Source organism: Solibacillus sp. FSL H8-0538 (genome assembly GCF_038003525.1).
GTDB lineage: Bacteria > Bacillota > Bacilli > Bacillales_A > Planococcaceae > JBBOPI01.
The window spans coordinates 827,850-840,387 of record NZ_JBBOPI010000001.1 but is presented as its reverse complement, the minus strand read 5'-3'; the positions used below and the strand labels follow the sequence as shown (position 1 = coordinate 840,387).

Sequence of the window (12,538 nt, the reverse complement as noted above, 5' to 3'; positions counted from 1 at the left end):
TTCTCTTACACAGCGTTTCATCTACACAATTTTATAAAAAAACCGGAATTACTTTTACAAGTTTCCGGCTTTCTAAATAACTTATAAATTTGTTGGATACAGAACTTATTTAAGTACTAACTTATAGCATTAACTGATCCATACGTAAAATAAGCTCGGCAATTTCCGGCTTAGAAATTTGATCCTCCGCTCCTACTTGATCCCCTTTATGTCGCAGGTCATCAGTAATTAAGCTAGAGAAAATAATAACGGGTAACTTTTGTAAATCTGAATGCGTCTTTATTTTTTTTGTTAAATGATGCCCATCCATTTGTGGCATCTCAATATCTGTAACAACTAGCTGAACATATTTTTCAATATTTTTATCAGCCTTCGCAAGCGCCTCTAAGTATTCATATGCATCACGGCCATTCTCGAAAAACTCAGTATTCGCATAGCCCGCTGCATTCATTGTGTCATGAAGCAACTTTCGTAGTAATGGCGAATCCTCTGCAATGACAATTTTCTTTTCAGAGCGATCACGTGGCCCTAATTTTTTAACAGATTCAACACTAATGCTTGAGTCCGGATTAATATCAACCATAATTTTTTCAAAATCAAGTAGTAAAATCATCGCTTCGTTTTGTTTAATTACACCTATTACTTGCGATGTTCCGCCTTGATACATATCAGAAGGTTTCTCAATTTGATCCCATGAAATGCGGTGAATTTGCGTTACATTATCTACGTGGAAAACGACACGTTGCTTATTAAACTCTGCAACAATGTACTTTTGCTGTGGATTACGTTGTGTATTTTGGATACCTAGCACCTTTAGCATATCAACAACTGGTAATACCTCTCCACGTAATTGAATAATTCCTTCAACGTGTGGGTGCACATGCGGAATAAATGTGACTGGAATTGGCTGAATTATCTCTTTCACCTTAATAACATTAATACCAAACTTGTTATTTGCTACTTCAAATTCAACGATTTCTAGTTCATTTGTGCCGCTCTCTAATAAAATGCCTTTATTGTTATCCAAAGCATGCCCACTCCTTTCAAATTACCACTGTATTATACAATAATTGTATCATAGGCTAGTCAATTCTCCTATAATCGATTGTGAATTTAAACTACTTTATTATTAGAAAGTTACCTCTCGCGCGGAAATAGGGCTAGATGACGTCCTTGAGTATGTGATTAACAACTATCACAATTCTCATGTACACTGATAGACATTTCACATTAATAGTTCATAATCATGTAATACGTAAAACATTGTTATTACACTTACCTACCCCGCTTACAAATCGAGCTAATTTATTCGCTATAATATTTTATTAAAGCTTGAGTACCCTTTTCACCGTAGCCTTGTTCAAGCAATGTATCGTAAAGCTGCTTTGCTAGAGCTAAGCCAGGCAACTGTAAATTCATTCGCTCTGCTTCGTCAAGGGCAATTTTCATGTCTTTAATAAAATGTTTAATATAAAACCCGGGTTCTAAATCACCGCTTAACATACGTGGGGCTAAATTGCTTAGCGACCAAGAGCCTGCTGCACCTGAAGAAATTGATTTAAGCACTTCTTCCAGCGAAAGGCCTGCCTTTAAGCCGTACGCCATCGCTTCACATACGCCTACCATTCCAGAGGCAATAACAATTTGATTGCACATTTTCGTATGTTGTCCAGCTCCAGCAGTACCCTGATACACAATATTCGCTCCGAACGTTTCAAAAATCGGTCTCATATATTCAACAATTTCCTGATTGCCACCAATCATAAGCGACAAAGTGCCATTTTGTGCCCCAATATCTCCACCAGAAACGGGGGCATCTATACTATGTAAACCTTTTTCCTGTGCAATACTGTGTAATTTCAGCGCTAAAGTAGGCTCCGATGTCGTCATATCAACAACGATTGCCCCCTCCTTTGCAGCAGAGAAAATCCCCTGCTCCCCGCAGTATACTTCTTCCACATCTTTTGGATAACCGACCATCGTAAAGATAATATCCTTCTGCTCGCTCGCCTCAGCTGGAGTAGCTCCCCATGTCGCACCTAATGCGAGTAATGGCTCGGCTTTTGATTTTGTACGTGTATTAACCGTAACGGAATGGCCAGCTTTTAATAAATGTTTCACAATACTTGCACCCATAACACCTGTCCCGATAAAAGCAATTTGTTTTGCTTCCATAAAAAATCCCCTCCAAATTCTTTTTCTATTCTTTAGTTTATCAAAAGATATAAAGAAGTGAGTGAAAAAAAAGAAAATTTACATAAAAAGAGAGCAGTAAGCGATTTGCTCCTGCTCTAAAAGGGGGAAATGAGAATGTTGCTGTGTTCAATTTTATTATTCCCAAATCTACTGTATCTAAACATGTTATAGAGAATTTTCAGCTGAATTACTGTAACTATTTTTTTTATCAGGTTGATCAATTATCTTTGTTCTATACTTTTGTGCATCATATGCATTAATTATTAAATCCAGCTGGCGACTCAGGAGAATTGTTTTTTCACTCTGAAGTCCATTTTCAAGGCCGGATTTAATCATCAAATGCCGCTGAAATTCAAGTTGCTGCAAAATCCCTTTTTCCAATAACCTTCTCCCCCTAATATTTTCATACACTTTCCAATATTATACATCTTTACCGAAAATGCATCAAAATATTCACCTACTAAATTTCGACAATTTTCTTCTATGTCCTAGGTGCTGCTAGGTATGTGAACACTATGTTTCCACCTTGTTTTGCTTCGCCACGAAAATGTTTAAATTGTTCGTCTTTCACGAGTTGTTCACGAAATTGTAAATATTGTTCCTTCGGTATTTCAATTGATGCTACTTCTCCGCTCCGTAATTGTTCGAGCATTTGTTTATATTCACCCATTAAATTTGTACCTCTCTTCTATAAAGTAGTTAAAAGTGATTAATTATTCAAAAAAGTCTTTACGTATAGTAAATTTTATTGCAAACTGTTAGTTATTAGTCGATGAAGGAGCTGACTGCTTATGAAAGTTGCAGAAGTTGGAAATATTATCGAGTTTAAAGATGGTCTACAAGGGATTGTTGAAAAAGTAAATGAAAACTCTGTAATTGTTGATATTACAATTATGGAAAATTTTCATGACCTTGAAATGGAAGAAAAAACAGTTGTTAACCATAAACGCTATAAAATATTACATAGTAATTAAGCATTAGTAAGACACACCCCATCCAAAATAGGACGCGTTGATGTACTTACTTATGTGAATGAGAAACTTATACTTTCTTATCCACTAACAAAACAAATTGCCCTTTTTATCATTAAAAGATGATGAAAAGGGTTTTTTTTGATACTATTAGCGATAGGAGGTCATATACGAATGAAACAATACAAACATACAATTGTACTCCTTCTTTCTTTAGTATTCATTTACAGTATGCTGTTTTACACATTTGAAGGAAGAACAATTTTTTGGTATTTATATGCTTTTACTTTACTTATTGGTATTGCCATCTCATTATTGGCTGGAAAGTTTGAAGATCAGCTCCCCACTTGGCAATATTTGATTTTTGGCATAGGCTACGGAACAATTACGTACGGATTTGTCAAACTTGGCTATTTTATTCTTCCGTATTTAGATTCAAGCGCTATAAAAGATATTAACAAATTTTTAGAAGACTATGGTCCTGCGAATATTTGGCATTATTTATTGCTAATTTTCATTATCGTTGTCGGCGAAGAAATGTTTTGGCGTGGTTATGTTCAACAACAAATAAAGCGTTGGGCAAGCCCGGTCGTTGCTGTGTTCGTAACCGCCCTTCTATTTTCTTTATCGCTGGCAATTAGTGGTTTTATGCCTGGTGCACTAGCTGCAATCGTCGCGAGTATAATTTGGGGATTACTTTATGAGTGGAAAAAAAGCTTACCCCTTATTATTGTAGCGCACGTTGTATTTGTTTTGTTACTATTTTTAATCTTACCAATAACCTAACAACGTTAACCCTTGAAACTTATCCTACACATACGTATCTACTTATTTTAAGGGGGATTTTCTTTGAGAAAAGAACTTAGCTTTTTATTGTTCAATATTATTCGTCATGTTGCTCCTTGTGGCATGTAACAAAGAACAACAACAAATACCGCAAACGTCTGAGACAATTGAAGACAGTAATGAAAATGACATGAATGAAGATACAGAAGCAGTAACACAACCAACAGTACAACAACTAATACCTGAAGAAGCTGTGCCTTCTCTCACGTATGTAGCACATCAAACAGAAATAACAGAATCTACAACTTTACACTGACAGCAGAAGAACCTGGCAAGGATATACTGTTTTATAATGCCCATGATGCTCTTTCCATGCGCATTGAAACATTCATAGAAGTTGACATGTCATTTAACGACTTGGTAGCTGACACAGAGCACGCGGTTGTGGCAATGGCTCCAGAAGGTCTTTACGACACGCTGGACTTAGCAGCCTACGTAAAAAATCGTTCAGCCATTACAAATAGTGCGAGTTTTATGATTGAATAAGAATCAGATAAAGTTATCAGCGTAATTTTTGAATTACAAGAGAAACTTGTTCTTTTAACAATTTATGATGATTATGTAACGGATTTGAAAGATGCCTTTTTACAAATGGGCTTTACAATTGATTAGAAAGACACAACGCGCCCAAAATAGGGCCCGTTTATGTCCTTACTAATGTGGATGGGAATGTTATTCTTTCTTATCTACCTTAAAAAGAGGGATGACATGTTGTCATCCCTCTTTTTAATACGATAAATCTTTTATTGATAAACCTAATTTTTTCAATAACTCAATCGCTACATCTTTGTCATCTACTGACAGCGAGCTAAGAAGTTCGTGTAAATGCTGTTCATGCTGCGGGAACAGCTCATCCATAAATATAGTACCCTCTTCGGTAATCTCTGCGTACGTTACACGTCGATCATTTGGACATGAAACACGTGTTAAATAACCTCTTTTTTCAAGCTTATCAACAACGTACGTAATGGATCCACTAGCGAGCAAAATTTTATTACCGATTTGCTGAAGCGGCTGTCGACCTTTGTGATAAAGTAGTTCTAAGACGGCAAATTCTGTTGGATTCACACCATTTTTTTGGAAAAATTGATTCGTCGATTCATTAATTGCTTTATGTGCACGTGATAACACGATAAATAACTTTAAAGATTGTTTAATATCTTCTGACGCCATGACAAATCATCCTCTATTTCGAGTAGTATACAAGTATTATAGCGATATGTGAAAAGCTTTGTCAAAAGACATAATAGATTTTAAATAATTGAGATATTTTGAGATTTCATTTCCAATGTGCCACCTGACTCTAGATGACGGTAGTAGTTCATAGAATGCTCATTAAATTGATTTAAAATTAGTTTAAATTGTGAGCCTTTTCCAACTTTACTTTGGACCTCAATTTTACCATTATGTTCTTCAACGACTTTCTTTACCATTACGAGTCCAAGCCCTGTGCCCGTGGTCTTTGTTGTATAAAACGGGTTAAACAAGTTTTCAAGCGTTTGTTGGTCCATGCCTTGCCCTTCGTCACAAATAATAAATTCAATCGTTTGTTCAGCAGTTGCTAGTAATTGAACCGTTATACTACCTCCATATGGCATTGCTTCAATCCCGTTTTTAATCATATTAATAGCCATTTGCTTTAAACGTGTTTTGTTTCCGATAATAGAGTATTCCATCGTTTCATCACATGTAAATTCTATAATCGTATTCGAGATAATTGCTTGTGATTGCATCAAGTCAATTACTTCTTTTACAAGTTCTAAAAAACAAATATGCTCGTATTCAATTGTTTTCGGCTTAGACAAATTAAGCAAATCAGAAACTAATAAATCAATTCGTTGTAATTCTGATTCCATTATCGTAAAATAATGTTGGTTTTCTTCATCCACTTGGCTTTTAATAAGCTGTAAAAAGCCCTGCAATGAGGTCATTGGATTTCGAATTTCATGGGCAATTGATGCTGCTAATTGGCCAATCAAATTCAAGGTTTGCTGGTGTTCAATTTTTTCAAGTAATCTTATTTTTTCTGTTTCATCTGTAATTGTCGTAATAATTACACTTAAGTTATTGTCAATTTTACTTTCAAAATGAAAGTAGCTTGTCTCACCATTTGCGCTTGGCCTGGTACATACAATTGTTGCCAGTTCATTATTGGCGAGTTTTCCATAGTATTGCAAAACTGATGTGGAATTATTATTAAAATCCTCGAACAGACAATCGTGACTGCGATTTACTACCTGCCAATGCTCCCGCCTGATCAGTTCGAGTGCTTTATTATTCGCGGTAATCACTTTACCATTAATAGACGACAAAATAACTCCGTGCGAAATGTTTTTAATCATTCGATCGAAGGGAAGAGTAGTTTCTTTTCTTTCTTTCTCGTCCTTAATTAATGGGTAAACAATGACACGGGCAAAAATGAATTGTTTTTCTGGAATGAAATAGCCCATAAGCTTGACCTTTTTATAATGCCCCTCACTATCTAATAGATTAATTGTACAGTTCGCATTTACTTCCTTTTCGATTTTTTCTATAAATTCACTCCATGTTTCGAAAGAATCCTTGTCCATGTTCAAATAATTTGGTTGTTTATTTTTAATTTGGAGAGCTTCTGATGCTTTATCGTTGATATATTGGTTCTATACTAAATGTTGGGGTATTACTACAATTTGAGGGTAAAAAAAGACACGTAACACCCAAATGTCTTATACTTTAGTTGCTGAACAAAAGATAAGATGGGGGTTACGTGTACATGCATTCTAACATAAGTTTACCAGGATTTGAAGACGCGATTATTTTAAAGACAGAGGTGCGTGGAGGGCAGTATCTGATTCATTTTGAAATGCCCATAACGACGCAGGTTTGTCCAAACTGTGGAGAAGATACACGCCGTGTGCACGATTATCGTTGGACTAAGGTAAAACATTTAAAAATGGCAGAACGAATGACGACTTTATTTTATCGTAAACGCCGTTATGCTTGTACGTGCGGGAAGCGTTTTGCGGAGAAGAATCAAGTTGTTTCGCCCTATCAACGCTATTCTAATGAGTGGAATCAAATGGCTCAAATCCGTTCAGTGAAAGCCAAAACCTTCACTGAGATTGCGCACCAATATGGGGCATCGGTTAGTACCATCATTCGCAGATTTGATCGGATTGTTCCTGGAAAAATTAAGGGAGAAACAGCCTTGCCAAAGGTGATTGCCATTGATGAATTCAAAGGCAATGCAGGTGGGGAAAAGTTTCAACTAATTATTGCCGATGCAGTGACAAAAGAACCTATTGATATTTTACCGGACCGGAAAAAAGAAACCATTAAAGCCTATTTGCGTGAGCATGGGGCAAATGTTGAAATGGTCGTTATGGATATGAGTCATTCATTTAAAGCAGCAGTTCAAGAAGCGCTGGATAACCCAATTATCATTGCGGATCGCTTTCACTTTGTTCGCTATATTTATTGGGCAATCGATCGTGTTCGAGTACGTATTCAGAAGGAATGGAATGATTACGATCGTAAGAAAGTAAAGAAGAAGCGTCATGTATTTTTTAAGAAACCTAAGGATGTAACTGAGAAAGACCAGTGGTATTTAAAACGCTATTTCAGCTTTTCAGCAGAATTAAAATTGGCTTATCAGTTAAAGGAACAGTTTCGAGAATGGTTTGAACTGGCGAAAGAGAATGGTGCAGAGAAACTAAAGGAAACGAAGGAATTCCTTCTGAAGTTTTATGAAGCGGTAGAAGAAGCTGATATTCCGGAGTTTCAACGCAGTGTGAAAACCCTTCAAAATTGGCAAACAGAAATCCTCAACTCTTTTACATTTAACTATTCAAATGGCTTCGTAGAAGGTTTAAATAATTTAACAAAAGTAATTAAACGCAATGCTTTTGGCTACCGTCGATTTGATCGATTACGCGCCAAAATTTTATTAACACATCAATACAAAACAGTCGGCAATGAAATAGGATAAGGGTGGAGAATTGTATCCCCACCCCAACTATTGACAAAGAACCGATATATTCTATTTTACGAGAAATATGGACAACCATGATTAAATCATCGGCACGTTGAAACAGCTCCTCAAACATTAAATCAATTGGTTTTATCAAATTGATGTTGCCCCCCTTAAATAATTTTATTTTAGGTAAAAAGCATTTTTAAATGACGTTATTTTGTATCCAATTAGTATAAATTATTCCATATATAGGTAGGTTATAAAATGGGTAATATATACCATATTGTCCACTAAGTCATACACTGATACAATAGAGTTTATGAAGAGGAGATTTATCATATGAATATTGTTTTAGCTACTTTAAACGCAAAGTATATACACACAAACTTAGCAATCCGCTATTTAAAAGCAAGCGCGCTTCCTGAATTTGATGCACAACTTGCTGAATACACCATTAAGGACCCGGCTTTTAATATCGTATCAGATATATTCCAAAAACAGCCGGATGTTGTCGGCTTTAGCTGCTATATTTGGAATATCCAAGAAACGATTCATGTCATTCAAATGTTAAAAACCGTGCTACCGAAGGTAAAAATTGTTTTAGGTGGTCCAGAGGTTTCCTATGACGTGCATGACTGGCTACGTAAGCATCGGGAAATTGACTATATTATTATGGGTGAAGGTGAAGTGTCATTTAAAGAGCTTTTGCGCCATGTGAATGGTGAAATTTCTATTGAAGATGTGCCAGGCGTTTGCTATTTAGAAGATGAGAAAGTAAAAGTACATGTGCAGCCGCCAAAAATTGATTTACGAGAACTTGCTTCACCATTTCGTTTTGATGAAGACTTGCCACATATCAGCAAACGCATTCAATATATTGAAACAAGCCGCGGCTGCCCGTTTAGCTGTCAGTTTTGTTTATCTTCTATTGAAGTAGGTGTTCGCTATTTTAACCGCGAAAAAATTAAAGAGGATATTCGCTTCTTAATGGACAAAGGAGCACGTACCATTAAATTCGTTGACCGTACGTTTAATATTAGCCGGAGCTATGCGATGGAAATGTTCCAGTTTTTAATTGATGAACATAAGCCAGGTGTAGTATTCCAATTTGAAATTACCGCTGACATTATGCGCCCAGAGGTTATTCAGTTCTTGAATGATAACGCACCAAAAGGCTTATTCCGCTTTGAAATTGGTGTTCAATCAACAAATGATTTAACGAATGAACTTGTAAAACGCCGTCAAAACTTTGAAAAATTAAAGCGAACGGTCACAATGGTCAAGGATGGTGGCAAAATTGATCAGCATTTAGATTTAATTGCCGGTCTTCCTGAAGAAGATTATGCGTCTTTCCGTGACACGTTCAATGATGTATTCAAAATGCGTCCAGAAGAGCTGCAGCTTGGCTTCTTAAAACTGCTTCGGGGGACTGGGCTACGTCTAGAAGCTGAAAAATTTGGCTATACGTATGTTGACGTTGCACCATATGAGATTTTCTCAAACAATGTGTTAACTTTCAATGATATTGTACGCATTAAGCATGCTGAGGACGTGCTTGAGAAGTACTGGAACGCACACCGTATGGACAATACAATAGAATACTTAGTAAGAGAAGTATTTGACACACCATTCGACTTCTTCCAAAACTTCGGTACGTACTGGGAAAACAAGGGCTGGTCTCGTATCGGGCATCAGCTAGAAGATTTATTCCGCCGCCTAATCGAATTTTTAGAAACGCTGAGTAATGTTGACATAGATGTTGTGACGAGCTTAATGAAATATGACTATTTACTAGTACAGCAATTCCAGCCGCGTAAGCTTTGGTGGAATGACCGTGTCGAAGAAAAGTCGTTAAAAGGGCTATACCACCGTATTAAAGCTAATCCAACACTTGTTGGTGAGCAATTTGAGGCTATGCAAATTAACGAACGTGAACTATTCAAGCATTCGCTAATTATTCCGTTCCATATCGAATTAGCAGGTTATGAGCTTGGCCACCCAGTAAAACAACAAGGCTATTTATTCACATACTTCCGTAACGGTCAGCAACCTTATTTTTATACGTTTAATTAAAAACAACAGGGCAAAGGATTTATTCCTTTCGCCCTGTTGCTATTTTATCCAATTATGACACGTTCCTTCGGGTAATTATATTTCACTTTATTTGATTTCCCACCGAGTGAATAGAGGAATGAAATAAGCCCGACTCGTCCAACAAACATTAAAATAATAATGATTATTTTCCCGATTGGTGACAAATTTTCTGTTATGCCTAGTGACATCCCGCATGTTCCGAAAGCTGATGTAATTTCAAAAACAATTTGTATTGTTGTCGCATGCTGCTCAGTAATTAGTAAAATCATCGTCGCCACCATGACCATAAATAGTGCTAATATAATAACGACAAACGAACGGAACACATCAATTAAATGAATTTCCCGCTTAAAAATTTGAATGACATCACGTCCGCGCGCATACGAAATTAAAAATAAAATTGCGATAGCAAACGTCGTCGTCCGAATTCCGCCCCCAACTGAACTTGGTGACGCACCAATAAACATGAGAAAGCTCATAAAAATATCCGTGGCTTCACTAAATGTACGTACATCATACGTCGTAAGTCCGGCTGAACGTGTAGAAACCGAATGATACATCGCAGAAAATAATGCCTCATGCCACTTCATCCCTCTGAATGAATGGAACGACTCAATAATTAATATAACAATCGCACCTACTACAAATAAAATTCCATATGTAGCGGTCGTAATTTTTGTAAATAAACTAAAGCGAAATGCCCGGTCTTTTTTTAATAAAAAGGTTTTCACTTCAATTAATACCGGAAATCCAATGGCACCGAGTACAATGAGCACCATCGTCACAATCTGCACAAAATAGTCTAAATGGAACGGCTGCAAGCTCATGCCGGTAATATCAAAGCCCCCGTTTGTTGTCGCTGAAATCGATGCAAATACACCATTGATAATTGCATCCTCCCACGTTTCAAAATAACGCTTAAAATGAATAGATAATATGAATGCACCGATTATTTCAATGATGAATAAAATTTTCACAATTTCTTGAATGAGCTGAACGACACCCGACAAATTATACTGATTATGGTCAATCATAATAAGCTGTCGTTCGCGCATACCAATTTTCTTTCCGACAAGTAACCATAAAAACGTACCAATCGACATAATACCAATCGCACCAAATTGCAGTACTAATAAAATCATTCCTAATCCAAAGCCGCTATACGTTTGTGACACATTAACCGTCGACAAACCGGTTACACTGACTGCACTCACAGCTGTAAATAAACTATCTAAATAGGAAACTTCCACTCCTTCCATATGTACACCAGGAATACGAAGTAGTAAAAAGGACGTCGCGATTGCAATGAAATAATAGGAAACGAGTGCTTGGAAAGGTGTGATCTTTCGTGTTGTTTTTCTTCTAAAAGGCATGAAACGCCCTCCCATCGTAATGGAAACTATTTCTTAGTATAATGAATAACACGACAAAAGAAAAGAGAGACAATGATTACATTGTCCCCCTCTTCTATCTACTTCAAACAAGTTGTCTTATACTTCTTTTTTACCTTTTGCAACACTTGTTACATAACCACCGATTGCTAAGCCTAAAAGAACTACCCAGAAAATGATTTCCCATGTTGTTGAATGCGGGAAGTGTGTATCAATAATTGCTAATTTTTCGTGACCTAACGCTAATACCGCTAACTTAACCCCTACCCAACCTACGATTAGGAATGCTGATGTTTCAAGTGATGGGTAATCTGCAAGAATTTTTACGAACCATTGTGCTGCAAAACGCATAATTACTAGTCCAATAAATCCTCCTAAGAACATTACTGCAAATGGACCGGCATTAATCCCACCCACTGTCATATCACCTATATGTGGTAATGTAATTGCAATAGCAACTGCGGCTAACATTGAGTCAATCGCAAACGCGATATCCGCAAATTCCACTTTTAATACTGTCATCCAGAAACCAGAGCCTTTTTTCTCTTCCTGCTTATCTTCCCCACCTTTATTAAAGTGGTTGTCATATAAATGCTTAATACAGATGAACAGTAAATAAATCGCTCCAATTGCTTGAATTTGCCAATAATTGGCTAGAATCGTAATTAAGAATAGGGCAATGAAACGGAAAACGAATGCACCCAATAATCCATAAAATAATGCCTTCTTCTGCTGTTCACGAGGTAAGTGCTTTACCATAACTGCCATTACAACTGCATTATCTGCAGCAAGTAACCCTTCTAAAAATACAAGTACAAGTAATACCCATGCGTACTCTAATAAAATTGCTTCCATACTGTACTTCCTCCTTTTTTTCTGTATACCCATTTTCAGAGCATCTCAAAAAAATATTATTTTCACATAAATATCCACTTTTAGGCAAAATAAAAGACCTCTGCCTATTAATAGGCAAAGGTCTTGCTAAGCAAATTCATGCTATCACACCCGATGGCTCCGAACCACGTAATGACGAATGTGAAATAAGTCAACCAATCGTTAGTAAACGCTTTTTTATTCGTCGTTTCCTA

The 12,538-nt window shown here is 36.6% G+C and carries 14 protein-coding genes; 6 read left to right on the top strand and 8 right to left on the bottom strand.

Translation table 11 applies throughout. The features are described 5' to 3' along the window. Positions 1-121 precede the first annotated feature (121 nt). The 4 genes from MHH87_RS03810 to MHH87_RS03795 form a co-directional block, all read right to left on the bottom strand. Positions 122-1,027, bottom strand: a complete 906-nt coding sequence (locus MHH87_RS03810; protein WP_340748002.1) for a chemotaxis protein — start codon at positions 1,025-1,027, stop codon at positions 122-124. A 278-nt stretch (positions 1,028-1,305) separates the two neighbouring features. Continuing rightward, a complete protein-coding gene (locus MHH87_RS03805; protein WP_340748001.1) occupies positions 1,306-2,175 on the bottom strand; it encodes an NAD(P)-dependent oxidoreductase in 870 nt (289 codons plus the stop codon). A 186-nt stretch (positions 2,176-2,361) separates the two neighbouring features. After that, complete coding sequence (locus tag MHH87_RS03800; protein WP_340748000.1) at positions 2,362-2,577, bottom strand: aspartyl-phosphate phosphatase Spo0E family protein; 216 nt, start codon at positions 2,575-2,577, stop codon at positions 2,362-2,364. A gap of 100 nt (positions 2,578-2,677) precedes the next feature. Continuing rightward, positions 2,678-2,866 (bottom strand): hypothetical protein, encoded by a 189-nt coding sequence (locus MHH87_RS03795; RefSeq protein WP_340747999.1) that lies wholly within the window; start codon positions 2,864-2,866, stop codon positions 2,678-2,680. Positions 2,867-2,987: 121 nt separating this feature from the next. Between MHH87_RS03795 and MHH87_RS03790 the strand changes: the two genes are divergently transcribed. The 4 genes from MHH87_RS03790 (at position 2,988) to MHH87_RS03775 (ending at position 4,499) form a co-directional block, all read left to right on the top strand. Beyond that, the gene (locus MHH87_RS03790) at positions 2,988-3,170 is read left to right on the top strand and encodes a YkvS family protein (protein WP_340747998.1); all 183 of its coding nucleotides are present in this window, start codon (positions 2,988-2,990) and stop codon (positions 3,168-3,170) included. A 171-nt stretch (positions 3,171-3,341) separates the two neighbouring features. Continuing rightward, positions 3,342-3,953 carry a CPBP family intramembrane glutamic endopeptidase gene (locus MHH87_RS03785; RefSeq protein WP_340747997.1) on the top strand — a complete coding sequence of 204 codons (612 nt, stop codon included), beginning with the start codon at positions 3,342-3,344 and terminating at the stop codon, positions 3,951-3,953. Positions 3,954-4,071: 118 nt separating this feature from the next. Then, positions 4,072-4,269 carry a hypothetical protein gene (locus MHH87_RS03780; protein WP_340747996.1) on the top strand — a complete coding sequence of 66 codons (198 nt, stop codon included), beginning with the start codon at positions 4,072-4,074 and terminating at the stop codon, positions 4,267-4,269. Positions 4,270-4,325: 56 nt separating this feature from the next. Then, a complete protein-coding gene (locus MHH87_RS03775; RefSeq protein WP_340747995.1) occupies positions 4,326-4,499 on the top strand; it encodes a hypothetical protein in 174 nt (57 codons plus the stop codon). Between the two features lie 240 nt (positions 4,500-4,739). On the opposite strand, the gene MHH87_RS03770 is transcribed toward MHH87_RS03775, so the two are convergent. Together MHH87_RS03770 and MHH87_RS03765 are read right to left on the bottom strand one after the other, a co-directional pair. Further along, a complete protein-coding gene (locus tag MHH87_RS03770; RefSeq protein ID WP_340747994.1) occupies positions 4,740-5,186 on the bottom strand; it encodes a MarR family winged helix-turn-helix transcriptional regulator in 447 nt (148 codons plus the stop codon). 80 nt (positions 5,187-5,266) lie between these two features. Beyond that, positions 5,267-6,583 carry an ATP-binding protein gene (locus MHH87_RS03765; protein ID WP_340747993.1) on the bottom strand — a complete coding sequence of 439 codons (1,317 nt, stop codon included), beginning with the start codon at positions 6,581-6,583 and terminating at the stop codon, positions 5,267-5,269. A 176-nt stretch (positions 6,584-6,759) separates the two neighbouring features. Between MHH87_RS03765 and MHH87_RS03760 the strand changes: the two genes are divergently transcribed. Both MHH87_RS03760 and MHH87_RS03755 read left to right on the top strand, forming a co-directional pair. Further along, a complete protein-coding gene (locus MHH87_RS03760) occupies positions 6,760-7,980 on the top strand; it encodes an ISL3 family transposase (RefSeq protein WP_340747992.1) in 1,221 nt (406 codons plus the stop codon). A 324-nt stretch (positions 7,981-8,304) separates the two neighbouring features. After that, positions 8,305-10,038: a B12-binding domain-containing radical SAM protein gene (locus tag MHH87_RS03755; RefSeq protein WP_340747991.1), complete on the top strand. Its 1,734-nt coding sequence runs from the start codon at positions 8,305-8,307 to the stop codon at positions 10,036-10,038. Between the two features lie 44 nt (positions 10,039-10,082). On the opposite strand, the gene MHH87_RS03750 is transcribed toward MHH87_RS03755, so the two are convergent. Together MHH87_RS03750 and MHH87_RS03745 are read right to left on the bottom strand one after the other, a co-directional pair. Beyond that, positions 10,083-11,432 carry a TrkH family potassium uptake protein gene (locus tag MHH87_RS03750; protein ID WP_340747990.1) on the bottom strand — a complete coding sequence of 450 codons (1,350 nt, stop codon included), beginning with the start codon at positions 11,430-11,432 and terminating at the stop codon, positions 10,083-10,085. A gap of 117 nt (positions 11,433-11,549) precedes the next feature. Further along, entirely contained in the window at positions 11,550-12,305 is a 756-nt protein-coding gene (locus MHH87_RS03745) for a TerC family protein (RefSeq protein ID WP_340747989.1), read from the bottom strand. Positions 12,306-12,538: the final 233 nt, after the last annotated feature.

What these genes read in the sequence shown, in the direction of transcription:
- MHH87_RS03805 (WP_340748001.1), bottom strand. Translation starts at nt 2,175, where the DNA reads ATGGAAGCAAAACAAATTGCTTTTATCGGGACAGGTGTTATGGGTGCA.
- MHH87_RS03795 (WP_340747999.1), bottom strand. Translation starts at nt 2,866, where the DNA reads ATGGGTGAATATAAACAAATGCTCGAACAATTACGGAGCGGAGAAGTA.
- MHH87_RS03790 (WP_340747998.1), top strand. Translation starts at nt 2,988, where the DNA reads ATGAAAGTTGCAGAAGTTGGAAATATTATCGAGTTTAAAGATGGTCTA.
- MHH87_RS03785 (WP_340747997.1), top strand. Translation starts at nt 3,342, where the DNA reads ATGAAACAATACAAACATACAATTGTACTCCTTCTTTCTTTAGTATTC.
- MHH87_RS03775 (WP_340747995.1), top strand. Translation starts at nt 4,326, where the DNA reads ATGCGCATTGAAACATTCATAGAAGTTGACATGTCATTTAACGACTTG.
- MHH87_RS03770 (WP_340747994.1), bottom strand. Translation starts at nt 5,186, where the DNA reads ATGGCGTCAGAAGATATTAAACAATCTTTAAAGTTATTTATCGTGTTA.
- MHH87_RS03765 (WP_340747993.1), bottom strand. Translation starts at nt 6,583, where the DNA reads ATGGACAAGGATTCTTTCGAAACATGGAGTGAATTTATAGAAAAAATC.
- MHH87_RS03755 (WP_340747991.1), top strand. Translation starts at nt 8,305, where the DNA reads ATGAATATTGTTTTAGCTACTTTAAACGCAAAGTATATACACACAAAC.
- MHH87_RS03750 (WP_340747990.1), bottom strand. Translation starts at nt 11,432, where the DNA reads ATGCCTTTTAGAAGAAAAACAACACGAAAGATCACACCTTTCCAAGCA.
- MHH87_RS03745 (WP_340747989.1), bottom strand. Translation starts at nt 12,305, where the DNA reads ATGGAAGCAATTTTATTAGAGTACGCATGGGTATTACTTGTACTTGTA.